The organism is Deferrivibrio sp. (genome assembly GCF_055117995.1).
In genome coordinates this window covers 43,886-68,211 of sequence record NZ_JBSQOT010000007.1, presented here as the reverse complement: position 1 = coordinate 68,211, position 24,326 = coordinate 43,886, and the positions used below count along the sequence as shown (strand labels likewise).

At 36.3% G+C, this 24,326-nt stretch carries 25 protein-coding genes, 1 tRNA gene and 1 other RNA gene; all 27 read right to left on the bottom strand.

All coding sequences use genetic code 11. The features are described 5' to 3' along the window. Positions 1–60 precede the first annotated feature (60 nt). The gene (gene rpiB / locus ACTCAF_RS03675) at positions 61–522 is read right to left on the bottom strand and encodes a ribose 5-phosphate isomerase B (protein WP_463061945.1); all 462 of its coding nucleotides are present in this window, start codon (positions 520–522) and stop codon (positions 61–63) included. Positions 523–596: 74 nt separating this feature from the next. Then, the gene (gene nadA / locus ACTCAF_RS03670) at positions 597–1,505 is read right to left on the bottom strand and encodes a quinolinate synthase NadA (protein WP_463061944.1); all 909 of its coding nucleotides are present in this window, start codon (positions 1,503–1,505) and stop codon (positions 597–599) included. Positions 1,506–1,509: 4 nt separating this feature from the next. Continuing rightward, positions 1,510–2,310 carry a TIGR00282 family metallophosphoesterase gene (locus ACTCAF_RS03665; RefSeq protein ID WP_463061943.1) on the bottom strand — a complete coding sequence of 267 codons (801 nt, stop codon included), beginning with the start codon at positions 2,308–2,310 and terminating at the stop codon, positions 1,510–1,512. Then, the gene (gene rny / locus ACTCAF_RS03660; protein ID WP_463061942.1) at positions 2,294–3,850 is read right to left on the bottom strand and encodes a ribonuclease Y; all 1,557 of its coding nucleotides are present in this window, start codon (positions 3,848–3,850) and stop codon (positions 2,294–2,296) included. Before rny ends, ACTCAF_RS03665 begins: the two co-directional genes overlap by 17 nt. After that, positions 3,850–4,401, bottom strand: a complete 552-nt coding sequence (locus tag ACTCAF_RS03655) for a 5-formyltetrahydrofolate cyclo-ligase (protein WP_463061941.1) — start codon at positions 4,399–4,401, stop codon at positions 3,850–3,852. The genes rny and ACTCAF_RS03655 overlap by 1 nt, the downstream gene beginning before the upstream one ends. Next, the gene (locus ACTCAF_RS03650; RefSeq protein WP_463061940.1) at positions 4,391–5,596 is read right to left on the bottom strand and encodes a replication-associated recombination protein A; all 1,206 of its coding nucleotides are present in this window, start codon (positions 5,594–5,596) and stop codon (positions 4,391–4,393) included. Before ACTCAF_RS03650 ends, ACTCAF_RS03655 begins: the two co-directional genes overlap by 11 nt. 23 nt (positions 5,597–5,619) lie before the next feature. Further along, positions 5,620–5,802: non-coding RNA, 6S RNA (ssrS, locus tag ACTCAF_RS03645), on the bottom strand. Continuing rightward, positions 5,800–6,069, bottom strand: coding sequence for a cell division protein ZapA (locus ACTCAF_RS03640; RefSeq protein WP_463061939.1), 270 nt, complete (start codon positions 6,067–6,069; stop codon positions 5,800–5,802). The genes ssrS and ACTCAF_RS03640 overlap by 3 nt, the downstream gene beginning before the upstream one ends. A gap of 11 nt (positions 6,070–6,080) precedes the next feature. Further along, positions 6,081–6,254 (bottom strand): hypothetical protein, encoded by a 174-nt coding sequence (locus ACTCAF_RS03635; RefSeq protein ID WP_463061938.1) that lies wholly within the window; start codon positions 6,252–6,254, stop codon positions 6,081–6,083. 190 nt (positions 6,255–6,444) lie between these two features. Next, positions 6,445–8,103 (bottom strand): chemotaxis protein CheW, encoded by a 1,659-nt coding sequence (locus ACTCAF_RS03630; RefSeq protein WP_463061937.1) that lies wholly within the window; start codon positions 8,101–8,103, stop codon positions 6,445–6,447. 9 nt (positions 8,104–8,112) lie between these two features. After that, positions 8,113–8,997: a nucleotide-binding protein gene (locus tag ACTCAF_RS03625; RefSeq protein ID WP_463061936.1), complete on the bottom strand. Its 885-nt coding sequence runs from the start codon at positions 8,995–8,997 to the stop codon at positions 8,113–8,115. Beyond that, entirely contained in the window at positions 8,990–9,409 is a 420-nt protein-coding gene (locus tag ACTCAF_RS03620) for a DUF2062 domain-containing protein (protein ID WP_463061935.1), read from the bottom strand. Before ACTCAF_RS03620 ends, ACTCAF_RS03625 begins: the two co-directional genes overlap by 8 nt. Positions 9,410–9,438: 29 nt before the next feature. Next, positions 9,439–11,763, bottom strand: coding sequence for an endopeptidase La (lon, locus tag ACTCAF_RS03615; protein ID WP_463061934.1), 2,325 nt, complete (start codon positions 11,761–11,763; stop codon positions 9,439–9,441). Positions 11,764–11,778: 15 nt separating this feature from the next. Beyond that, positions 11,779–12,183 carry an Hsp20/alpha crystallin family protein gene (locus ACTCAF_RS03610; RefSeq protein ID WP_463061933.1) on the bottom strand — a complete coding sequence of 135 codons (405 nt, stop codon included), beginning with the start codon at positions 12,181–12,183 and terminating at the stop codon, positions 11,779–11,781. Position 12,184: 1 nt separating this feature from the next. After that, positions 12,185–13,045: a UTP--glucose-1-phosphate uridylyltransferase GalU gene (gene galU / locus ACTCAF_RS03605; protein ID WP_463061932.1), complete on the bottom strand. Its 861-nt coding sequence runs from the start codon at positions 13,043–13,045 to the stop codon at positions 12,185–12,187. A gap of 11 nt (positions 13,046–13,056) precedes the next feature. Next, positions 13,057–13,848: an AmmeMemoRadiSam system protein B gene (gene amrB, locus ACTCAF_RS03600; RefSeq protein WP_463061931.1), complete on the bottom strand. Its 792-nt coding sequence runs from the start codon at positions 13,846–13,848 to the stop codon at positions 13,057–13,059. Then, complete coding sequence (locus ACTCAF_RS03595) at positions 13,830–14,564, bottom strand: hypothetical protein (RefSeq protein WP_463061930.1); 735 nt, start codon at positions 14,562–14,564, stop codon at positions 13,830–13,832. Before ACTCAF_RS03595 ends, amrB begins: the two co-directional genes overlap by 19 nt. A gap of 31 nt (positions 14,565–14,595) precedes the next feature. Beyond that, positions 14,596–15,603 carry an aminofutalosine synthase MqnE gene (mqnE, locus tag ACTCAF_RS03590; protein ID WP_463061929.1) on the bottom strand — a complete coding sequence of 336 codons (1,008 nt, stop codon included), beginning with the start codon at positions 15,601–15,603 and terminating at the stop codon, positions 14,596–14,598. A 20-nt stretch (positions 15,604–15,623) separates the two neighbouring features. After that, on the bottom strand, positions 15,624–17,021 hold the full coding sequence (locus ACTCAF_RS03585) for an HD domain-containing phosphohydrolase (protein ID WP_463061928.1): 1,398 nt from the start codon (positions 17,019–17,021) through the stop codon (positions 15,624–15,626). A gap of 147 nt (positions 17,022–17,168) precedes the next feature. Further along, the gene (gene pheT, locus ACTCAF_RS03580; RefSeq protein WP_463061927.1) at positions 17,169–19,544 is read right to left on the bottom strand and encodes a phenylalanine--tRNA ligase subunit beta; all 2,376 of its coding nucleotides are present in this window, start codon (positions 19,542–19,544) and stop codon (positions 17,169–17,171) included. 9 nt (positions 19,545–19,553) lie between these two features. After that, a complete protein-coding gene (gene pheS / locus ACTCAF_RS03575; RefSeq protein WP_463061926.1) occupies positions 19,554–20,564 on the bottom strand; it encodes a phenylalanine--tRNA ligase subunit alpha in 1,011 nt (336 codons plus the stop codon). A gap of 85 nt (positions 20,565–20,649) precedes the next feature. Further along, positions 20,650–20,997, bottom strand: a complete 348-nt coding sequence (gene rplT / locus ACTCAF_RS03570) for a 50S ribosomal protein L20 (RefSeq protein ID WP_463061925.1) — start codon at positions 20,995–20,997, stop codon at positions 20,650–20,652. 19 nt (positions 20,998–21,016) lie between these two features. Beyond that, on the bottom strand, positions 21,017–21,214 hold the full coding sequence (gene rpmI, locus ACTCAF_RS03565; RefSeq protein ID WP_463061924.1) for a 50S ribosomal protein L35: 198 nt from the start codon (positions 21,212–21,214) through the stop codon (positions 21,017–21,019). Positions 21,215–21,228: 14 nt separating this feature from the next. Further along, positions 21,229–21,756, bottom strand: coding sequence for a translation initiation factor IF-3 (gene infC / locus ACTCAF_RS03560; protein ID WP_463061946.1), 528 nt, complete (start codon positions 21,754–21,756; stop codon positions 21,229–21,231). A 3-nt stretch (positions 21,757–21,759) separates the two neighbouring features. Next, positions 21,760–23,682 (bottom strand): threonine--tRNA ligase, encoded by a 1,923-nt coding sequence (gene thrS, locus ACTCAF_RS03555; protein WP_463061923.1) that lies wholly within the window; start codon positions 23,680–23,682, stop codon positions 21,760–21,762. Positions 23,683–23,708: 26 nt separating this feature from the next. Then, a tRNA-Ala gene (locus ACTCAF_RS03550) sits at positions 23,709–23,781 on the bottom strand. A gap of 58 nt (positions 23,782–23,839) precedes the next feature. Then, positions 23,840–24,265, bottom strand: coding sequence for a hypothetical protein (locus ACTCAF_RS03545; protein ID WP_463061922.1), 426 nt, complete (start codon positions 24,263–24,265; stop codon positions 23,840–23,842). Positions 24,266–24,326: the final 61 nt, after the last annotated feature.

The window sequence follows — 24,326 nt, the reverse complement described above, 5'->3', positions numbered from 1 at the left end:
AGCATCATAAACTTCCCTGTCAACTTTTTTTACAGTTTCATACAAAGACATAGACATCCCCTATTTTATATTATTCCAATACTCTTTAGCCAAAGAATCTATTTTATCAATTCGCCTTTTATGCCTTCCACCTTCAAACTCGTATGACAACCATGTATCTACTATCTCTTTTGCAAGCTCGGGACCAATTATCCTGCCCCCCATTGCAAGTATATTTGCATCATTGTGCAACCTGCTCATTTTGGCAGTATATGAATCCCAGCACAAAGCTGCCCTGATACCAGGAAATTTATTTGCAGAAATGGAAATACCTATCCCTGTACCACACATTATTATTGCCTTATCAACTTCATTTTTTAATATGCCAAGTACTGCTTTTTTTGCATAATCGGGATAGTCTACAGATTCATTGCCATTTGAAGTACCATAGTCAACGATCTCTATACCTTTTTCATTCAAGAAATTTTTGATTGTCTCTTTAAGTTCAAAACCGCCGTGGTCAGATGCCAAACCTATTTTCACATCATACCGCCAAAATTTATTTATGAAGTCTTATAAAAAATAAAACATTCATAGTCAATAAGGAACTTTTTTACCTAATAATTTCTTGGTATTTGCAGCATCCTTTCAATTGATACCACTGCTTTTTTTCTTATCTCTTCTTCAACCGTAATCTTGTATTTGTTTTCCACCAGCGCATCATATATTTTTTTCAGTGTAGTTTTTTTCATATTTTTACATTTAAAAGGGGAATAGGCAAAATAAAATTCCTTGTCAGGATTCTCTTTCCTGAGTCTGTATCCCACCCCGCTTTCAGTACCAATTATAAATTTTTTGGCTTTGCTTTCTTTGCAATAACTGTACACCCCTGAAGTAGAGCATACATGGTCAGCAAGCTCAATGGTGTCAGGAGGACACTCAGGATGCAAAACCACCACAGCATCTGGATGCTCTTTTTTCAACTCTTCTATATCTCTCCTTGTAACTCTTTCGTGTATGGGGCAAAACCCATTCCACAAAATTATTTCCTTATCCACAAATCTTGAAACATAGTGGCCAAGATTTCTGTCAGGCACAAAAATCACTCTGTCAGAGTCAATTGATTTGACAACATTAACAGCATTTGCAGATGTACAACAAATGTCGGACTCTGCCTTCACTTCAGCAGAAGAGTTTACATAACAAACTACAGGTACACCAGGATACTTTTTCTTAAACTCTCTTAAATCCTCAGCCGTTACCATGTCAGCCATAGGACAGCCTGCATCGATTTCCGGAAGAAGAACAGTTTTTTGTGGAGAGAGCATATATGCTGTCTCAGCCATAAAGTGAACACCGGCAAAAACAATAGTTTCCTGCTGCACTTTTGAAGCTTCTATGCTAAGTCCGAGAGAATCACCGGTGAAATCTGCGATTTCCTGAATTTCATCCATCTGGTAATTATGAGCTAAAAGAACAGCATTTTTTTCTTTCAAAAGTTTTTTGATTTCCTTTTTTAAATCCATAATACTATTCCCCATAAATTTTGTAAATTTTTTTAAATTCCACTACCCTTTTTGTGTTTTTATCCAATTTAAAAAACATAGCATTAAATAACATCTTTCCTTTTTTTTCAACATCAAATTTAACAGGCACTGCAGTCAAAAATCTTTCAATAGAATTTTCCTTAACTACACCAATGCAAGAGTCAAGTGCACCGCACATACCAACATCAGTTATATACAAAGTCCCTCCTGGTAGTATTCTGTCGTCATTTGTCTGCACATGTGTATGTGTACCAAGTATTGCCGCAACCTTTCCATCAAAATAATATGCAAATGCATTTTTTTCACTTGTAGCCTCAGCATGAAAATCGACAATAGTTACAAAATCATTTTTTCCCTGCAATATATCATCTAACCTATTAAAAGGGCAATCCGATAAAGGCATAAATATTCTGCCTATTAAATTGACTATCAAAAGTTTTATTCCTTTTATTTCAAACTCAATGTAAGGTTTGCCCGGAGAAGATAATGGAAAGTTGGCAGGTCTGACAAGATTTTCAAATTTTGATACTTCTTCAATAAATTCCTTTTTGTCGTAAATATGATTGCCTGACGTAAATGCATCTATACCGCTACCAGCAAGCTCTTTGTAAACGTTTAATGTGATTCCAAAACCGCTTGCAGAGTTTTCTGCATTTGCAATTACAAAATCAATGTCAAGCTCTCTCTTAATTTCGGAGATGGCCGCTTTTACAACTTTGCGGCCACTTCTACCAACAATGTCACCTATAAACAATATATTTAACGTGCTATTTTGCGTATTCAACAGCTCTTGACTCCCTGATAACATTAACTTTTATATTACCGGGGTAAGTAAGCTCATCCTGAATCTTCTTTGCAATATCTCTTGCAAGAGCTACCAGAGCTTCTTCACTTACAACCTCAGGCTCTACAACAATCCTTACCTCCCTTCCAGCCTGGATGGCATATGTTTTTGAAACACCTTCAAAACTTGATGCAATCTTTTCAAGGTTTTCGAGCCTTTTTATATATGATTCAAGCACTTCCCTTCTTGCGCCAGGTCTTGAGGCAGACATTGCATCGGCTGCCTGTACAAGTACAGATTCAACATACTTAAACTCCTCTTCACCATGGTGGGACAAAATCGCATTTATTACCTGAGGAGCTTCATTGTACTTCTTCATCAAATCTACACCGATTTCAGTATGTGAGCCATCTACTTCATAATCTATCGCCTTACCTATATCATGCAACAACCCCATTCTTTTGGCCATTTTTTCATCTGCACCAATTTCTGCTGCCATAATACCGGCAATCCTTGCCACCTCTATTGAATGACCAAGAACATTCTGGCCGTAGCTTGTCCTGTATTTAAGCCTGCCCACAAGTTTTACTATATCTTTATGAATATCGTGAAGACCCAGATTGTAAACAGCCTCTTCGCCAACCTCAATAATATGCTTTTCAAGTTCATCCTTACTCTTTTCATAAAGCTCTTCGATTCTCGCAGGGTGTATTCTTCCATCAGAAATGAGCTTTTCAAGCGTAAGTTTTGCAATCTCTCTTCTAAATGGATCATAAGATGATAAAATAACCGCTTCAGGGGTATCATCAACAATAATATCCACTCCCGTTACACTTTCAAATGTCCTAATATTCCTGCCCTCTCTTCCGATAATTCTACCTTTCATCTCATCACTTGGCAAATTAACAACAGAAACGGCAATCTCACCAACATAGTCAGAAGCACATCTTTGAATAGAAGTCGCTATAATGCTCCTTGCTTTCTTATCAGCTTCATTCTTCAACTCTTCCTCAATCTCTTTAATCTGCTTTGCAGCATCAACCTTAGCTTCACTCACCATTTGCTGCACCAGCATATTTTTGGCCTCTTCTCTTGTCATTGAAGCAATCCTTTCAATCTCCAAAAGAAGTTTATCTTTCTGACTTTCTAACTCTTCCCTTAACTCTTCATTAGCTTTTATCCTGTCCTCAAGCTCTTTTGCTCTTTTGGAAAGCATTTCCTCCTTTGAATCAATAAGTTCAATTTTCTTATCAAGACTTTCCTCTTTGCTGATAAGTCTTTTTTCCTGCAATTGTAGCTCTTTTCTTCTCTCCTTAGCCTCTTTTTCAAGTTCTTGCTTAGTTTTGTAAATAATCTCTTTTGACTCAATTTTGGCTTCTTTTAATATCTCTTCTGCTTCTCTCTTAGCCCTGCTGATTATATCACTGGACTGTTTGTTTAACCTCTGATTTTCAGCTTCAACCTTTTTTTTCTGAATTATAATCCCGGCAAATAGGCCTATCACAACGCCGGCTACAGACAATAAAATGGTCAGTATCATCAATTCCTCCTGTAAATATTTTTTTCCGTAATTACAACATCCATCGGGATATCAAACTCTTCAACAAATAATTCTTCCACAATTTGAAAGTCGTAAGCAAAACCTACAATGTTTTTGCAAATTAATTTCGGCAAAAACCTGTCGTAATAACCTTTTCCAAAACCAAGTCTGTTACACTTTTTGTCAAAAGCAACCCCCGGAACAACAGCCACATCAAATTCAAAAACATTTTCATAGTTTAAAGGCTCACAAATGCCATAAATGTTTCGCTGAAGGCTACCCAGGTCTTTTACAGCACCAGGCATCAGTTCATTGCCATTCAATTTTGTACTGTAAACACTTTTCCCCTTTCCAATAAGATGATTTGCAAGAGGTAAAGTTTGCACTTCATTGTCAAAACTAAAATATAATATAAATGATTTGTACTTCTCATAATAATTCAAAAACTTATTCACAATCTTCTCGCTTTTTTCGTGAACCTCCTTAAAATCCATTTTTTTTCTTTCACTTAGCATTATCGCTCTCAAATGTCCTTTTTGCTTAGAACTCATTCTCGCCCCAAAGCCTTTTTAACCTGTCCCTGATTTTTATCTCAAATCCATATTCTGAAGGACTATAAAATTTTTCACTGCCTTCAAAATATGTCTGCTTTACAAACTCGCCAGTTTCAAAGGGATATTTGTACCCCTTGGGATTATGGCGAATATTTGCAGGGGGATAGGGGTCATTCTTTTTCAAATACTCTTTAACCCTTTTATAGGCCTCATAGCTTCTGTTACTTTTAGGACAAGAAGCCAGAAATGTAACAGCATGAGCAAGTATTATGTAACCTTCCGGGACTCCAACGTTTAAAAAACCATTAAACGCAGAATTTACAAAAGTAACAGCATCAGGATATGCATTCCCTATATCCTCAGATGCTGAAATATACAGTCTTCTAAAAATCTCTTCAGGGGAAAAACCACAATTTATCAGCTTAAAACACCAGACAAGCGCTGCATCCGGATTGCTGCCTCTTATACTTTTTATCATTGCTGACAGCAAATCGTAGTGTTCATCTTTTGAGTAAACGGAATATTGGGTCAGCTCTTCGATTTTATCCACTGTAATAAACAGATTTGAATCTTTGATTTCACCCAGGCTGGCAGCTGTTTCAAAAAGCTTAAGCATTCTTCTTGCGTCCCCACCGCAATTTTGAATAAAATATTCTCTATTCTGGCACTCAACATTTTTTACACCATATTTTTCCATTATGGCAAAAGTCGCTTTATTCAATATTTTCGACAAAGCATCCTCATTCAAAGCTTTAAATTCAAATATAAAACTTCTCGACCTCATTGCAGGAGTTAGACTAAAGTAAGGATTTTCGGTGGATGCCCCAATTATGTATGAGTGTTTCTCATCGATTACCTTCAGCAACAAATCCTGTTGTGTCTTGCTAAATCTATGAACTTCATCGATAAAAATAATTGATGGACGCCCATAATGCTTAGATGACTCTGTAATATTCTTTATTTCATTAACACTTGTAGCAGCTCCGTGCAAACGATAAAAAGGCAAAGAAAGCTTTTTGCCTATAAGTTTTGCAACGGTTGTCTTCCCTGTCCCCGGTGGGCCCACAAAAATCAATGATTCAAACTCCCCCTTATCAATCATTTTGCGCAAAGGGGTATTGTCACCCAGCAGGTGCTCCTGACCTACAATATCATTTATATCTTCTGGCTCAATAATCTCATACAGTCTCATATCACTCAAACTTTATATACAAAAAAGCCCCCGAATTGCCGTGTTCATAGTCCATTTGCAGCCCTGGCTAACCAGGTTTTAGGGAATCACAGGTGCTTTAGGCTTCCTGCTACATGGCAGGCCTGCACACCACACCTCGTATCATCCCATATTTTAGAGGTGTTGGCTCCAAATTTCCTACTTCATCACGAACAATTCAGGGGCTACCCTTTTAATACACTATTTATTTTTTCTTCTAACTCACTAATTTTATCAATACTTCTGTCTAAGTCCTTCTTCAGCATCAAATATTCAGCAGCAATATCAAAAGCAGCCATCACAGCAATTTTCGAAGTCGTCAACACATTCATATTGCTCTGTATCTCTCTCATCCTTCCATCAACGAAATTAGCAATGGATGTAACCGTCTCCTCACTCATGTCCGTTTTCAATCTGTATTTATTACCATAAATATAAACATCAGAAACTTGCAAAAGCCAACTCCCTAAGGCAAACTGTTTAAAAGTTTTTCAATTTTTTCGGCAACTTCCTCTCTTTCATTAATTAGTTGTTCTACCTTCTTTTTCAGCTCATCATTCTCTTTGAGCAACCTTTCATTTTCCATCAATAATCTATCAATTTTTTCTTCCAAACTGCAAAGTCTTTCCAAAACTTCCATAGAATGACTTTACAGTATTCTACATTTGATGTCAACATTTTTGAAAAATACCACTATGCGTCAATATATTATAAATTCAAGAATATTTGCAGAAGCAGCTATACAAAACAATATAATAAACATTTTAATTTATGGAAATAATCAATAAATGCGAAATTTATATAAAATTATGTTTATCAAAGGTGTTTTTTTAACTCAATCCAAATTCCCCAAGTAATTTATCTATGTCCTCCTGAGAAGCTTGTGATTCTGCACCTGCATTGGTAGATTGAATTTTTGCATAGCCCAAAATTGTACCAAGGCGTACACCTATCTCTTCAACCTTTTTTATCACCTTTCTCGCTTTTTGTTCTGTTATGTCCTGAAACTCGAGGGCTTGCAATATATTAAATCCAAGATTCTCAGCCTCTGCAAGCCTTGACTCAACTTCATTTATCGACAGTTCAAACTTTTCCATGTCCCCTTTCTGGATAATTTTTTCAATATTACTCATACTTTCGTTAAGCTCAGAAAAAAAGCCTGACATCTTATCGGCAGCCTCCATAAGATTCAAGGTTGCCTTTTCAGTGTAATCATTAACATTTTCAAGAGTTTTAGCTATAAATGGAACATCTTTGCTCGAGTCTTCAACGGAAGGTTCAAGAACATCCAGCTTATCTTTTGTGTCTATAAGAAGCTTTAAAAGTTCTCCGATTTCACCTTTTATATTTATATCTATATCTTTGGTTTCTCCATTTATTATTTTTGATGCAAGCTCTTTGAGCTCTTTAAGAGAGTCCCGTTCTATTACAATTTCATCTTTTTTTTCTTCGGTTTTGGCCTCTACCTGCTCAGTCTCAGCTTCATTTATCTTTTTTTTTTCCTCTTCTTTTTTCCTTCTTAAAAGCTCCTCTGTCTCTTTTTCTCTTTTAGCAAGTTCTTCGGCTATAAGCCTATCAAGGTCATCCTGATCAACATGGCTTACTTCTGGAGAAATCTTAGAGTTTGCCTGATTTAAAGCATCATTTAAAATGTCCTCTACTGGATCATTTACAGATTCAGCATTATCCCCATCTTTTTTCTTTTTTAGAAGCTCTTCTGTTTCCTGTTCCCTTTTTGCCAACTCAATTGCAATAAGTTTATCAATATCGTCAATTTCATCAGTCTGATCTTCCTGTTTTGTTACTTCATTATCAACAGCTTCACTATCATCCCGCTCAGTTAACTCAAACTTGTCCTGCTGTTTTTCCTCCACAATCAGCTCTTCAACATCTTTAATTTCAGTTTCAGTTCCCCCATTTTCCAAATCTTCTTCCTCTGCAGAATGCTCTAAAACTCCTGTTTGTTTATCCTGAGCATTTATAATTTTTTTCCTGAGATCACTTGCTAAGCTATCATCATCATAAACCACCCTGTCTATATCAAGTAAAATTATAAGTCTTTTCTGGTACTTACAGATACCAAGTATGTACTCCTGTCCTACCGCTCCAACAAGAGGTGGCGTAGGCTCAACAATACTTTTATCTATCCTTATAACTTCGGTTACTTCATCTACAACAAATCCAATATTCTCTTTCTCAAACTTTACAACTATTATTCTGGTCTTCTTATCAAAATCAGACCTGTCAAGCTCAAATCTCACTCTTAAATCTACAACAGGAATAACTTTCCCACGCAAGTTTATCACACCAAGTATATATGGGTCTGTCCTTGGAACAGTAGTTATTTCAATGAGCCTTATTATCTCCTGAATTTTCAATACATCAATGGCGTACTCTTCATCCCCCAACTTAAAACCAACAAGCTGAAAACTGTTTTCATCCTTCAACTCACTTAGGTCTTCAATATAGATATTTTGCTGTTCACTCATAGTACGCTCCTAAAGTTTTTCAAATATATGCTCCCTAACATCATCAAAAAATTCCCTTAAAGAAATATCCTCGAGATTGTTGTAATAGGGCAATAGCCTTTTCAAACTCTCACTCACACCAATATCATAAGGTATAAATCCTATTTTTTCAATAGTAATGCCAAGATATTTTTTTGATACATTTTCAAAGCCATAAAATATATTAAGCTCTTTTTTGAACTTCAGCATATTCAGCACAATGCCAACTTTGTAACCATTTAAAAGGCTCTCAACTTTTTCTCTCACATCTTTGTTAATTTGACCTATATCTGACAATATATCTTCTACCTTCTGATAATTCATGCTTCTACTTCTAAGCTTCTTGCAAACACTCTCAAATCTATTGTCCCCGCTTAAAAACTTCTCTACTTTTCTGTAAATGGAAACTTTTAAAAAACCGTAAGAATTTTCAATGGAAGTTGGTTCGCTCGTCATAACAAGTATCTTTTTTTCTGAAAAATTGAAGAAATCTATCATATTGTAGCTTGTACCAGCTCCAAGATCCAGAATAACGTATTTATAATGAGATCTTTTCAGGTAATTTAAAATTTTAAGTTTTTCAAAATTATTTATGTGAGCCATTCCAAGCACATCACCAGCACCTCCCACAAAATCAACATTAGCAGGTGTTTTAAGAATAACATCTTCAATCGGCATTTTTTCCCTGATAAAGTTATATAAACTTTTTCCTGGAGCTTTTAGTCCAACAAAATTATGTAAATTTGCTCCACCAAGGTCGCCGTCAACAAGCAAAACACTTACCCCTTTCTTGGCAATTGACATCGCAAGATTGGCAGCAAAAAAACTTTTACCCACACCACCTTTTCCACTTGCTATAGCAATTATTTCAGCCAACAACTACCCCTTTGTATTTTTTAATAATAAAGTATACTACAAAGTATGTAACAATCGCCACCAAAATACCTATTAGGTGACACCCTACAAAAAGAGGCCAAAAAATCTGCTTCACACTGTGCACCATAATATCCCAGTTAAGTTTTGACCAGTCAAGCACAATATCAACATTAGTATCGGTCAAAATCAGTCCAACTTTATAGCAAAATGCGTAAATAAAAACAATTGTAATAGGATTTGTAATATATGCCCCCAGAATCAAAGGGTAAACAGGAAGATTAAAAAAATACGAAATTCCGATAGCAAGAACAGTATGAAATCCAATGTAAGGGGAAAACCCTATTATCATCCCTATCGCTGAGGAAAGCGCAACAATATGGGGAGATCTGTCAATAGTCAGCAGCCTTGCCAATCTGTCACGAAATTTTATAAATCCCCCCCCTAAATAAGTGCTATTTCTGCTACCTCTTCAAAGCTCTCAACTGTTACAATCTCCAAAGAGCCTTTTATATATTTGGGAAGTTTTATCAAATCGTTTTCATTTCTCTTTGGAATGATTACCTTTTTAACATTCATTCTCTTGGCAGCAAGTAATTTTTCTTTCAAGCCCCCAATAGGAAGAACTTTACCTCTGATAGTAATCTCACCAGTCATAGCAACTTCCTTATTGACCTGTCGTCCTGAAAAAATCGACAAGATTGCAGTGGCCATTGTAATACCTGCAGATGGGCCATCTTTTGGTATTGCTCCTGCCGGAACGTGGATATGTATATCATATTTTTCAAAATCTTCTTCATTTATTTTAAACTTATCAGCAATTGAACGCACATAGGTAAGAGCAGCTCTTGCAGATTCTTTCATAACATCACCAAGCTGACCAGTTATTATAAGATTACCCTTCCCTTTATATTTCGTACACTCTACAAACAAAACATCACCACCATAAGGTGTCCAGGCAAGGCCAGTGACCACTCCAACTTCATTATTCTTCAATTCATCCTCAGGGTAAAACTTTTCAGGCCCAAGAAATTTTACTACGTCATTTTCATTAATCACTTTCTTAAAATAGTTTTCCTCTGCGACTTTTCTGGCTACCTTACGGCATATGGTTCCAATAGTCCTTTCAAGATTTCTTAGTCCTGACTCCCTTGTATATCCGGAAACAATTTTTAAAATCGCCTTCTTTTTGAATTTCAGTATATCTATACCGTTTTCCTTACACTGCTTTGGTATAAGGTATCTCTCGGCTATATTGATTTTTTCCTCCTCAGTATATCCCGGGATTTCAATAATCTCCATCCTATCCTTAAGAGCAGGAGGAATCGGTTCGAGGTAATTTGCAGTGGTAATAAAAAAAACTTTTGATAGATCAAAAGGAACACCAAGATAGTGATCTACAAAGCTATTATTTTGCTCCGGGTCTAAAACCTCAAGCAAAGCAGATGCAGGGTCACCTCTAAAGTCATTCCCAAGTTTATCTATTTCATCAAGCATAAATACAGGATTGTCAGTACCAACACTTTTAAGCCCTTGAATAATTTTACCGGGCATTGCACCAATATATGTTCGCCTGTGTCCTCTTATTTCTGCCTCGTCCCTTACTCCACCAAGAGAGATTCTCAAAAATTTTCTTCCCATAGCTCTTGCTATAGATTTCCCCAGGGAAGTTTTACCCACACCTGGAGGTCCTACAAAGCACAGAATAGGGCTTTTCATATCATTTTTAAGCTTTCTTACGGATAAAAAATCCAGGATTCTATCTTTTACCTCTTCAAGTCCATAATGATCCTCATCCAGTATGGCTTTGGCATTCTTTATATCCAGATTATCTTTTGAAGATTTTTTCCATGGCAGCTCAACAATCCATTCAAGATAAGACCTTACAACAGTAGCCTCTGCGGAATCAGAGTGCATTCTGGATAACCTTTTCAACTGCTTTAAAGCCTCTTCCTTAACATCCTTTGGCATTTTGAGCTTATTAATCTTTGTGTTCAGCTCTTCGATTTCACGGTTGAAGTCGTCATCTTCACCCAATTCCTTCCTTATGGCTTTTAATTGCTCTTTAAGAAAGTACTCTTTCTGACTTTTATCTATTTCACCTTTGGCTTCGCTTAGAATTTTCTGCTGAACTTCCAGTATAGAAATTTCCCTGTTCAAAAATTCGCTTACTTTTTTAAGTCTTTCAATTGTGTCAATAGTCTCCAGCACTTCCTGGGATTCGGTAATTTTAAGTCCAAGATTTGACACTATAAGGTCTGAAAGTTTTCCAGGCTCAGCAATTGAATCGATTATCGCAAGAAGGTCAGGAAGCATTGGTTTTCCAAGGCTTACAGCTTTATTAAGCTGATCTTTCACATGTCTTGTCAAAGCTTCGGTTTTTAATTCATCAGTTTCTTCTTTCTCTTCAATCTGCTCAACCTTTACTTTAAAATACGGCTCTTCCTGCAAAAATTCCTGGATTTTTCCTCTTTTAAGCCCCTGAACCAATATTTTTACTCTGCCATCAGGCAGTTTGAGCATCCTTAAAATAACCGCAATTGTCCCTACCGAATAAACTTCATCTTTACCGGGCTCCTCTTTCATGGGGTCCTTCTGTGAGGCAAGAAAAATCATCCTCTTATCAGCGAGGGAATCATCCACAGCCTTTATGCTGGACTCCCTCCCCACAAAAAGGGGAATTACCATGAATGGAAACACCACTACATCTCTTACAGGCAGTAACGGCAGTTCATCAGGTATTTTTATATCGTTTTCATTAAATTCCACAATCTCCTCCGATTACTAATAATTTTCATAGACATGTCTCTCAAGGCGAATGTGCAACACACCGTCCTTAAGCTTGGCAAAACCATTTTCGTAATTTACATCATAAGGCAACTCAATAATTTTCCTGAAAGGGAAAAACTCTCTTTCCATCAAAATATAATTTACCTTTTGATGATGTTTGTACATCTTTTTTACACCTTCAATAATAAGTTTTCTATCCACAAGGTAAACCTTAAAATCGTTTATGTCTACCCCTGGCATATCAGCATAAATGTCGATAAAATGCTTGTTTACAATAACATCCAGTTTTGGGCTAGCAGGAATTTCAAACTCCCTGTGCTTGTAAATCGAGTGTAAAATATCTTCAATCGCTTTATTCAGAGAACCATGAAGATAGTAGATACCTTTAAAATCTTTCATACTACTTTTTTATCTTCTCAATTATTTTTATAAAATCCTGTCTCAAGTCTTCTCTCTGCATTGTAAAATTAACAACAGCCTCAAGATAACCTATTTTGCTGCCACAGTCAAACCTTCTCCCTTCATATGCAAGTCCATATACTTCTTTTCTTTTTGCAACAGCATTTATTGCATCAGTAAGCTGTATCTCACCTAATGCTCCCCTTGAAGTTTTGTAAAGCTCATCAAGGATATCTCTTGTCAAAATATATCTTCCAACTATTGCAAAGTTCGAAGGAGGATTTTTTTTCGGCTTCTCAACCATACTTTTTAGCTTAAAAAGAGAACCACCCAAATCTCTTTCAATATCTACAACACCATATTTTGATGTATCCTCAATCGGTACTTCGTTAATAGCCAAAACCGGGCCATTGTTTTTTTCATATGCATCTTTTAATTGGGCAAGAACCGGTTTGGTGGCCAAAAAAAGGTCATCCGGCAAGATAACTGCAAATGGTTCGTCTCCTACCAAGTCTGCCGCACAATAAACTGCATGCCCAAGTCCAAGCTGCTCTTTTTGCCTCACGGAAACAATTCTACATTTACCAGCAAGACCTACAATTTCTTCAAGAGCATCTTTTTTCCCGGATTTTTCAAGGGCATTTTCCAGCTCAAAATATCTGTCATAGTAATCTTCAATGAGGTTTTTCGATTTGCTTGTAACAAGGATAATCTCTTCTATCCCTGCGCTGACTGCCTCATCTATGGCATAATCTATCGCTGGTCTGTCAACAAGTGTAATCATCTCTTTAGGCACAGCTTTGGTATATGGCAACATCCTTGTCCCAAAACCCGCCGCAGGTATAATAGCTTTTTTAATCATAAAAATTCCTCCTACCCAATTAATATCCCTGCATAACCTACCACTCTATTGTAATCACCGCTTCTTTTGGCACTTGTGGTATGTTCGATTAGTTTTGCAGATTTAAGTTCCATAAGTTTAGCAAGATAAAGCGCTATTGTCACGGGAAAAACACCACACATGGATATACGATTTTCAAAAACCGTATCATACAGCCCTTCAGGGTCAATATCCAGCACTTTATCTATAGCAAGCTTATCTTTTAAATTTGTGACATCCTCATTTTCAAAATGATTAAAATCAGTACTTACAACAACTGTTACATCTTCTTCAATAATCTTAAGCAAATCCCCGGCCACACTGAAACATTCGTGTTTGGTGAGATGCGATACTGTTATTGGAACTATGCTAATATCATGTCTGATTTTTTTTAAAATAGGTAAAATTACTTCTAAGCTATGTTCCTGTAAATGTGCCAAAACATCCCCCTTAAAAAGAGAGCTTGTATTAATCAGTATGTCCGCCTTTTGTTGATTAATATCAACATCTCCAAAGACTGTCTGCCAACTTCCCCCAGGGTAAACTGCCACTTTTTCTCCAAGCCCAGTATGGTTTGGACCAAGCAAAACAACTGTGCTTTTAATTTCTTCTATACTTTTAAGAGTCTTGATAGCTGTTTCACCTGAATAAATATATCCGGCATGAGGCACTATAGCTATTTTTGCATTATATTTTCCGGAGACACTGATACTGTCCAAAAATTCAGACACAGCTCCAGGAGAATCAGGATAAAAAGTCCCTTTAACTACAGCTTTCCTGTACATAAATACTGCCCCAGTCTTTCGTACCACTCATCAGGCATTTTAACAGAAATATTAAAGTAACTAAAATCGTTTAACAATATATATTTTTTTTCAAAATTTACAAGATAGCTGTTGTTATTAAAAAATAATGAATATTCATTTGTCTTTTTTTTTCCATTCTTCAGCAAAAAAGGCAGCCTGTTTTTAAACAAAATATTTGAATCTTTATCCCCCACCACATAAAGTTTGTTGCCACTTATAAACATTTCATACTTTAAGTCTTTTATAAAAAAAACAAAATAACTAAGCATCAAAGTCTTTAAAATATCTTCATCAAGTTCATAAATCTCAATATACTTTTTTGTAGCCTTTTTTATGCCAGAAATTGGGGTATAGGAAGTAATAACAATATCTTTGTCTGACAAATTTCCATTGAATTCAGCAATATTTGCAGGTTGCTCTGCTAAAATTTTCCCCTTGCCCAAAAGATAAAATTCTCTCAATCCACCTCTAAATGGCAGACTGCTTATATCAGAAGACTTTTCAAAAATCCACTTTTTGAATCTGTATGCCTGCCTGTCAGTAAATTCTTTTTCATTGCTACTTAAATCATAAAAAAAATATTTGCCGTCATAACATATTGATAATTTATTAGAATCTGAATTTATTCTTTCTTTGTTATAGCAAAGTAATACATTTCGGCCAAACTGGCTTACTTTTCTTGCCAAAATACTCATATTGGGGGAAGGGTTTAAAAAAATAAACCTATCAATATCTTTTAATTTCATTATAAAAAGCATCCCTTTGCACAGGATTAAAACCGGCAGACTTTATCATAAATACAAGTTCTTCAAGGGTCAGACCTTCCTTTGATTTTGCTCCAGCAGCATGGGTTATTTTTTCTTTTACAATAGTACCGTCAAGATCATCAGCTCCAAAGTTTAAGGCAACCTGGGCAGTCTTCTCCTCTAACATTACCCAGTAAGCCTTAATGTGAGGTACATTGTCCAAAACAATTCTACTTAAAGCAATCACCCTCAAATCTTCCACACCGGTAACAGGTAATCTATGAGACAAAAAAGTATTTTCAGGATGGAAAGACAATGGGATAAAGGCTGAAAATCCACCTGTCCTGCTCTGAAGCTTTTTTATTTTAATTAGATGTCCTAAAATATCCTCTTCTGTTTCAAGATGGCCATAAAGCATGGTAGCATTGGTTTTTAGTCCATTATTGTGAGCAGCCTCCATAATATAAATCCATCTTTCTGCATCAATCTTTTCAGGGCATATCTGATTTCTTATTTTTTCATCGAGAATTTCTGCTCCACCACCGGGCAGCATTTCAAGTCCTGCAAGCTTTAGTCTTTCCAAAACACTATCCACGCTTAAGCCGGAAATTTTTGAAAAATAGTCAATCTCAACAGCACTGAAAGCCTTGACTGTCAGCTCTGGATAGCTGCCTTTTATACACTTTATCATATCTTCATAAAACTCAAAAGGCTTTGAGGGGTGCAATCCGCCGACTATATGCACCTCAGAGCAATCTGAGGCTTTATCAGAAAGATACCTGGCAACATCTTCCACGCTCATTTCATATGAGCCTTCCTCACCCTCATCTTTTGCAAATGCACAAAATTTACAATGATTTACGCAAATGTTTGTGTAGTTTAGATGAACGTTTTTTACAAAAAAAACATCATCACCATAAAGACTTTTTTTTATATCAAAGGCCTCTTTGCCAAGCTCCAACAAATTTTTATCCAGTAACTTTTTCAATTTATCACCCTGAAACTATTTTAAAACTTTTTCATGGCGGACTTAAATGCCGCAACTATATCTTTGTCAAACTGAGTGCCTGTACATCTGTCAAGCTCCTCAAATGCGAGCTCTGGTTTCCTCCTTTGTCTGTAACTTCTGTCTGTCGTCATAGCATCATAGGAGTCTGCAACATGAAGTATTTTGGCTCCCAAAGGTATTTCATCAGCCACCAAACCATAAGGATAACCACTGCCATCAAGTTTTTCATGATGATAGAGAACATAATATGGCACATCCCCCAAAAATTCTATCGGAGATAATATGTCTTTTCCGTAAATCGGATGTTTCTTCATTTCTTCATACTCTTTATCATTTAGCCTGTCAGGCTTGATAATTATTTCGGTTGGAACACCAATTTTCCCGATATCATGCAAAAATCCGGCATAAACCATAGTCTCTTTGAACTCATCGCCAAGCCCCATCTCTTCAACAATCATCAGAGAATATTTTTTGACATTCTCAGAATGCCCCATGGTGTAGTGGTCTTTTGCATCAACTGCCTTTGAAAGCGCGGTAATTGTTTCAAGATAACCTTTGGACAAGTCCTCAAAACTATAGACGTTTAATAGGGCAAGAGAAAACTGGTCAACATATATACTGTGAACCTTGCAGTCAATGTCGCTGAAAGTATTTGAGCCATCCCTAAAAACACCCACTACCCCCCATAAACCTTCCCTGCTTGTCATGGGCAAAAGCAAAAGATTCACATCTTTACCATTTAACTTTAAGCAGCTTTCCAGATACTCAAGGTTTGAAAAGATAGTAAGACATTCCTTGTAATTAAAGTTGTCAAAAATATATCTTTTAGTCGTCTCATCAAGATTTACACTCTTAAAATATTCCCTTGTAAATATTCTAACGAAATACCCATTATCCTTGAGATTAATTTTTATAATATCATCCATTTTGTTAAACACTTCATCCACATGCAGAATGTTTGCGAAATATTTACTGGAATCATAAATGGAGATTATCTGATTTAACTCTACGACTTCCCTTTTAAGCTTTTTATTCTCAATAGCTTTTAACAGCTTATTTATAAGGTCATCCACCTTGAAGGGTTTGGTAATGTAGTCATAAGCACCAAACTTGACACTTTCCACCGCCGTATCAAGACTTGGAAAGCCTGTAATCAATATAACTTCAACAGGATAATTTTCTTTTATTTTTCTAAGAAGCGTCACACCGTCCATTTCAGGCATTTTTATATCTGTAAGTACCACATCAATATTGTTTTTCTGCAAGACTTCGAGAGCCTTAAATCCACTGTTTACCGAAAATACTTCAAAACCTTCTGTCCTTAAAATAATTTCGATACTCTCTCTAATGTAGTCTTCATCGTCAACTACAAGGACTTTGTAATTTTTCTCATTCATATCAGCTCTCCAAAGCATAGTTGCCAATAAGTTAAAAAGTTATAACATCAATTGTAAATTACAACAAGATAAAGAATAAAAAAAATAGAATATTTGGTCAACAATAAAAATTTTAGGTAAATGAAAAAGGGGCATTAAGCCCCTTTATTATCTCAATTTAGCATTGAATTTCTTTTCAATATCTTTGACAAGCTCTGCCAAAATGCTATTGGTCTCTTCATCTGTCAACGTTCTCTCTTTATGGGAAAAGTATATTCTAAATGCAAGACTAACCTTGCCTGCCCCTATTTTTTCGTCTTCAAAAAGATCGAAAACAAGACAGTTATCAATTAAGCTATTGTAAGAAAGGATATACTTTCTTATATCTTCGCTGAAGATGTTTTTATCCACAAGCAATGACAAATCTTTGTAAACAAAAGGATATACAGAAAAACTCCTGAATTTTGGAACCACATTGTTGGTCATATCGACAAGCTCGTCAAGCATTATTTCCGATATATATACGTTCTCGACAATATCAAGCTGCTCCATAATTTCAGGGTGAAGACAACCCACAAAACCTATCATCTTATCACCAAAATAAATGTCTGCAGATTTACCGGGGTGTAAAAAGCTCTTATTTGATCTTACAAAATTAACTTCTGCCCTGAAATAGTTAAAAATATTTTCAAGAATGCCTTTTAAACAGTAAAAAGTATCTGAAACTTTAATTTTGTCCCAATGAAGCCCAAAAAAATCACTGGTAACAGCCATTGCAAGATTAATTTTTTGCTCCGGCAAGTCATTTTCTTTTTCCACAAATGTGCTTGCAACTTCAAAGAATTTTAAAGACTTAAAACCCTGGTTCATATTGTTTTTAACATTCATTAGAAGTGATGGGAAAACAAATGTGCGCATTACTGCAAAATCTTCAGACAAAGGATTTAGTATTTTCACAAATTTGCCGTTGTTATCAAAAATTGAAAGGTATTTTTCCGGTACAAACGAATAATTTATTGCTTCAGTAAATCCCAATGCGGCAAGATTTTCTTTTATATTTCTCACAGCACTCAAAATAGGTTTTTTTACCCTTGAATCGGCAAGAATTTCCGGAGTTGATACAGGTATATTATTATAACCATACACCCTTGCTACTTCCTCCACTATATCCTGCCATATTTCAATATCAACCCTGTAAGATGGCGGAACAACAGTTATTTCATTACCACTGTCCGTTACAACAAAATTTAATCTATTTAATATATCAACCATCTCATTTTTGGATATCTCTATTCCAAGATAAGAATTTATCTTTTCCACATTAACAGTGAGCTGTCTTTCTTCATATTTTTTCGGATTATCGGACAAAGTATTTTTTAAAATTTTTCCACCAGAGAATTTAGCTATTAGGTATGCTGCATAATCAACCATTTTATAAGTATTTTTCATATCAATTCCTCTTTCATACCTGTAAGAGGAATCGGTCTGCATACCAAGTCTTCTGGCTGTAACCCTTATACTATCAGGCTTAAAGTAGGCACACTCAAGAAATACATCTGTCGTACTATCGTTTATCCCCGAGTATTCGCCACCCATCACACCTGCAACAGCTACCGCTTTCTTCTCATCTGCTATCACAAGCATTGACTCATCAAGTGTTTTCTCCTTGCCATCAAGGGTAACAATCCTTTCCCCTTTGAGTGCGTTTCTTACAATAATTCCGCCTTCAATCTCTTTCAAATCAAACGTATGCAGCGGCTGCCCATATTCAAGAAGTACATAGTTTGTTAAATCAACAATATTGTTGATAGGTCTGATGCCAGACTTTCTTAACCTATTCTGAATAAAAATGGGTGACTCTTTTACCGTAACACCTTTTATAATTCTTCCAAGATATACCGGGCAAATATCGCTGTTTATAACATTGACATATGAATACTTGTTAGCCTCTTCATCCGTTTCCTCAACATAAAATTCCCTATTTTTCAATGGGAGATTAAACAATGCCGCTATCTCCCTTGCAACACCTATTACACTTAAACAATCGGCTCTGTTTGGAGTAATAGATATTTCAAGAACATAATCTCCCAGCCCCAAAATCTTATTTGGATCGTCCCCTATATTGACTTCATCAGGAAGCACATAAATCCCATCGCTTTTTTCTTCAAGACCAAGCTCACTTAAAGATGCAATCATTCCAAAAGATTCCACACCCCTTATTTTTGCCTTTTTTATCTTGAAATCACCGGGGAGCACTGCGCCTATTTTGCAAAATACAACCTTTTGCCCTTTATCAACATTTTTTGCACCGCAAACGACCTGATACTCTTCTTTTCCGTCAGCAACCTTGCAAACGGATAATTTATCCGCATCAGGATGTTTTTGTTTTTCAATAACTTCTGCCACTACAATATGTTGGATTTCAGGGTAATATTCTACAGCTTCCACTTCAAGCCCGGACATAGTGAGTTTGTCTGCCACCTTGTAAGGGTCAAGACCGCTTGTATCTAAAAATTCATTTAGCCATTCAAAACTTACTTTCATATTTCACCCCTAAAACTGACCCAAAAACTTTACGTTATTTTCAAAAAACAATCTCAAATCGTTTATACCGTATTTAAGCATGGTTATCCTTTCAATCCCCATACCAAAAGCAAAACCTCTGTATTTTGTGAAGTCGTAATTTACAGACTTAAAAACATTGGGATGCACCATTCCACAACCAAGGATTTCAAGCCATCCTGTATTTTTACAAACTCTGCAGCCTTTGGAGCCACATATTACGCAACCCATATCTACTTCAGCGGATGGTTCAGTAAACGGGAAAAAGCTCGGTCTGAACCTAACAGGGACATCATCTCCGAAAAGCCTTTTTATAAAAAGTGTCAAAGTCCCTTTCAAATCTCCAAATGTAACCTTCTCATCTACAAGCAAACCTTCTACCTGATGAAACATAGGTGTATGAGTAACATCGTGATCGCACCTGTACACTTTACCGGGAGCGATAATTTTCACCGGAGGCTCTTGAGCAAGCATAGTTCTTATCTGTACCGGTGAAGTATGTGTCCTTAATAAAATTTCATCAGTTATATAAAATGTATCCTGCATATCTCTTGCAGGGTGAGCTTTTGGAATATTCAATGCCTCAAAATTATAAAAATCAGATTCTATCTCCGGGCCTGTTGCAACTTCAAACCCCATAGCCGTAAAAATGTCCACTATTTCGTTGTACACTCTTGTCAAAGGGTGTAAACTACCGAACTTAAAAGGGAAACCGGCTAAAGTTATATCTATGTTTTCAGAAGCAAGCTTCTGCTTTCTTCCCTCGTTTTTGAGAAAATTTTCTTTCTCTTCGTATTTTTCTTCAAACAACACTCTGAGCTCATGAATCTTCTTGCCAAATTCAACCCTTTTTTCCTGCTCTATATCCTTTAAGTTTTTGTTTAACTGTGAAATAATACCTTTTTTTCCCAAATATTTGACTTTCAGCTGATAAAGTTCATTCAAATTTGAAGCATTATCAATCTCAGCTATAATACTCTTAATATCCACTCCTAAATCCATAAAGCACCCCGAAATATTTTAAACAGAACGTTTATAGTATAAATTTAGATAAAAATAAAGGGGTGCGTTTGCACCCCACTAAGGTTTACGCAGAAACCTTTTTTACAAGTTGTTCAAATTCCTGTGGATTATTCACAGCCATTTCAGACAGTACCTTGCGGTCAATTTCAATATTTTTGTCTTTCAACAAACCTATGAATTTACTATAGCTCAATCCATACTGTCTAACAGCAGCATTGATTCTGATAATCCAGAGTCTTCTGAAATCTCTTTTCCTCTGTTTTCTACCTTTGTAGGATTCGGCTAACGCCCTTTCTCCTACCTCACGGCTTTTCTTGTAAACATTATTGGGAACTCCAACAAACCCCTTGCTTACCTCAAGCCATTTGTTCCTTCTTCTTCTGGTTTTAAAACCACCTTTTGCTCTTGGCACGTCTTCCTCCTTTTACCTGTTATGCATAGGGGAGCAGCTTCTTAACATTTGCTGCATCAGCCCCTGTCAGGATGTCAGGGCGGCGCAAAGCGCGCTTTCTTTTGGCGGATTTTGAGGTGAGGATATGCCTCAATCCGTTTCTCTTAAACTTGACTTTTCCACTGCCAGTCACTTTAAATCTTTTGGCAGCACCCCTGTGGGTTTTCACTTTAGGCATCTAAAACCTCCTAACTAATTAGCCTTTGGTCCCAAGACCATTGTCTGCTGACGACCCTGCATCTCTGGTTTTTTTTCTACAACACAGAGATCTTCTAAATCACTAACTAATTTATCAAGCAATTCAAGACCCTGGTCCATAAACATCATTTCCCGACCCCTATATCTGACCACGATCTTGACCTTGTTCCCTTCTTCCAAAAATCTCCTAATATGTTTCAATTTGACTCCGTAGTCATGCTCTTCGATTTTTGGTCTAAATTTAATTTCTTTTATATCAATCTGATGTTGCTTCTGTTTCTTCTTGGCTTCTTTCTCTTTTTTGCTTTTTTCAAATTTGAATTTGCTGTAATCCATTATTTTGCAGACAGGTGGCTTGGCCTGTGGAGCTATCTCCACCAAATCGTAACCTTCCTCTTCTGCAATTTCAAGCGCCTCTTTTAAAGAAACAATCCCCTTTTGACTACCATCCGGAAGGATTAACCTCACCTCCGATGCAGTAATTTCCTCGTTTACCCTTTCTTTATCAGTATCTTTAACTATAACTCACCTCCAAAGCACAGTCGCTTTCGAATTTTCAAGCTCCCTTAATACACTAATATAATCAGAAAAATCAAGATTATTTTTATTTTCTCCGTTTCTAAGTCTGACAGAAACAAGATTCTTTTCCATCTCCTCATTACCTATAATAATCATATGTGGCACCTTTTCAACCTGAGCTTCCCTTATTTTGTAACCAATTTTTTCATTTCTTAAGTCAAGTTCCACCCTGAATCCTTCTGCCCTCAACTTATCATGCAACTGTCTGCAATACTCATTTTGCGCATCACTTATGTTTAGTATTTTAATCTGCACTGGGGCAATCCAGAAAGGAAAAGCACCTGCATAATGCTCTATAAGGACGCCAAAAAACCTCTCCAGAGAGCCTAAAAGTGCCCTATGTACCATAAATGGTCTTTTGTGGCTACCATCCTTATCAACATATGACATATCAAAACGTTCTGGAAGGTTAAAATCAAACTGTATTGTAGTCATCTGCCACTCACGGCCAATTGCATCTTTTACCTTTAAATCTATCTTTGGGCCGTAAAACGCTCCACCACCCTCATCCACTTCAAATTCGATGCCGGATGTTTTGATTGCCTCCGTAAGTGAGTTAGTGGCAGTCTCCCACATACTTTCATCACCCACACTTTTTTCGGGGCGGGTTGCAATATATCCTTTTATATTCTCAAACCCAAAAGCCTTCCACATTTCAAGAGAAAATCTTAAAACTTCCCTAATTTCCGATTCAATCTGATCCTGAGCACAAACAATATGGGCGTCATCCTGAGTAAAACCCCTGACTCTCAAAAGTCCGTGAAGCACTCCTGAGCGCTCATATCGATAAACGGTACCAAGCTCTGCCCATCTTAAAGGCAAATCTCTGTATGACCTTGTTTTTGATTTATAAATCATTATATGAAAAGGGCAATTCATTGGCTTTATAAAGTAATCCTGACCTTCTATATCCATAGGCGAGTACATATTTTCATTATAAAAATCAAGATGTCCCGAAGTCTGCCATAGATTGGATTTACCAATATGTGGTGTATAAAGGAGTTCATATCCGTTTTCATAGTGTTTTTTGCGCCAGAAGTCCTCAATGGTAGCCCTCATCCTGCCACCTTTTGGCATCCAACATATAAGCCCTGAGCCTATTTCATCAAATGTTGAAAAAAGCTCAAGCTCTTTACCAAGCTTTCTGTGGTCTCTTTTTTTGGCTTCCTCCAATCGGTTCAAATAGTCTGCCAAATCTTCCTTTTTGAACCAGGATGTTCCGTAAATCCTCTGGAGCATTTTATTTTTTTCATCGCCTCTCCAATATGCTCCTGCCACATTCAACAGCTTGAAAAATTTTATTTTACCAGTACTTGAAAGGTGTGGCCCCCTGCAAAGATCTACAAAATCCCCTTGTTCGTAAAGGGAAACTTCATTTTCTTCCAGCTCTTTGATAATCTCTACTTTGTAATTTTCCCCCATTGACTCAAACAACTTGACAGCATCATCTTTACTTAATACTTTTCTCTTTATTTCAAGGTTTTCATTGCTTATCTTTTCCATCTCTTTTTCAATACTGGCCAAATCTTCAGGGGTAAATGGTCTGTCAATATCAAAATCGTAGTAAAAACCATCTTCAATATTAGGACCAATTGTCACCTTTGCTTGAGGAAACAATCTTTTGACAGCCTGTGCCATAAGGTGAGCCGTTGAATGTCTCAATATCCCAAGCGCCTCTTTATCTTTATTTGTAATTATTCTTACTTTTTCACCATCTTTGAGATTATAACTTAAATCTACCAGATTACCGTTCACTTCACCAGCCACAGCAATTTTGCCAAGATTTTTACTAATTTTTTCGGCAAGTTCAAGCACTGTTGCTTTATCACTAAGCTCAATAGAATTACCATCAGGTAAAAATATATTCATAAATACCTCGCTTTATCTTTAAGATATGGAGCCAAGGGGGATCGAACCCCTGACCTCATGAATGCCATTCATGCGCTCTCCCAGCTGAGCTATGGCCCCTAAAATGAATGTGTTTATATAACATTAAAAAAAATCAATCAACCTTTTTTTGAAAAATCTATGAAATATCAAACTTTAATTTGTTTACTTCCAGATTATGCAATATCTTTTTATACCTTATTGTTCTTTGAAGCAGTTCGTTTTGAATAAAATGTTCCAAAATAATATCCTGGACATTTTTTAACAGAAGGTTTCTATCAATATCTCTATCTGACAAATTAGATTCGTTGAATGTCCCCGTGTCAAGAAGATTAATCAAATTTACTTTGACAACTATATGGGGGCTACCGGCAACATTCTCCACATTACACTCAAGTCTGCTGTCATTATTAAACTTTCTGGCAACAGAATCAAAAATGGTATAGTAATCGTTATCAACAAATGGCTCAATATTTCCGTCCTCATCCACAAGCTTAAGCTGATAAAAGCTTTTATAAAAGACACCATCTATCTTTGAGTTTTTAAAAGCAGCAACCAATCTCATAGTTGACCCCTAAATTTTGTATTGACTACTCAAATAATAGTAATGTAAACTTTCAATAAAT

What these genes read in the sequence shown, in the direction of transcription:
- nadA (WP_463061944.1), bottom strand. Translation starts at nt 1,505, where the DNA reads ATGGATTTAAAAAAGGAAATCAAAAAACTTTTGAAAGAAAAAAATGCT.
- rny (WP_463061942.1), bottom strand. Translation starts at nt 3,850, where the DNA reads ATGATACTGACCATTTTATTGTCTGTAGCCGGCGTTGTGATAGGCCTA.
- ACTCAF_RS03655 (WP_463061941.1), bottom strand. Translation starts at nt 4,401, where the DNA reads ATGAGTTCTAAGCAAAAAGGACATTTGAGAGCGATAATGCTAAGTGAA.
- ACTCAF_RS03650 (WP_463061940.1), bottom strand. Translation starts at nt 5,596, where the DNA reads ATGAGACTGTATGAGATTATTGAGCCAGAAGATATAAATGATATTGTA.
- ACTCAF_RS03635 (WP_463061938.1), bottom strand. Translation starts at nt 6,254, where the DNA reads ATGGAAGTTTTGGAAAGACTTTGCAGTTTGGAAGAAAAAATTGATAGA.
- ACTCAF_RS03630 (WP_463061937.1), bottom strand. Translation starts at nt 8,103, where the DNA reads ATGAGTGAACAGCAAAATATCTATATTGAAGACCTAAGTGAGTTGAAG.
- ACTCAF_RS03610 (WP_463061933.1), bottom strand. Translation starts at nt 12,183, where the DNA reads ATGAAAGATTTTAAAGGTATCTACTATCTTCATGGTTCTCTGAATAAA.
- galU (WP_463061932.1), bottom strand. Translation starts at nt 13,045, where the DNA reads ATGATTAAAAAAGCTATTATACCTGCGGCGGGTTTTGGGACAAGGATG.
- amrB (WP_463061931.1), bottom strand. Translation starts at nt 13,848, where the DNA reads ATGTACAGGAAAGCTGTAGTTAAAGGGACTTTTTATCCTGATTCTCCT.
- ACTCAF_RS03595 (WP_463061930.1), bottom strand. Translation starts at nt 14,564, where the DNA reads ATGAGTATTTTGGCAAGAAAAGTAAGCCAGTTTGGCCGAAATGTATTA.
- ACTCAF_RS03585 (WP_463061928.1), bottom strand. Translation starts at nt 17,021, where the DNA reads ATGAATGAGAAAAATTACAAAGTCCTTGTAGTTGACGATGAAGACTAC.
- pheT (WP_463061927.1), bottom strand. Translation starts at nt 19,544, where the DNA reads ATGAAAGTAAGTTTTGAATGGCTAAATGAATTTTTAGATACAAGCGGT.
- pheS (WP_463061926.1), bottom strand. Translation starts at nt 20,564, where the DNA reads ATGGATTTAGGAGTGGATATTAAGAGTATTATAGCTGAGATTGATAAT.
- rpmI (WP_463061924.1), bottom strand. Translation starts at nt 21,214, where the DNA reads ATGCCTAAAGTGAAAACCCACAGGGGTGCTGCCAAAAGATTTAAAGTG.
- thrS (WP_463061923.1), bottom strand. Translation starts at nt 23,682, where the DNA reads ATGAATATATTTTTACCTGATGGTAATTCTATTGAGCTTAGTGATAAA.
- ACTCAF_RS03545 (WP_463061922.1), bottom strand. Translation starts at nt 24,265, where the DNA reads ATGAGATTGGTTGCTGCTTTTAAAAACTCAAAGATAGATGGTGTCTTT.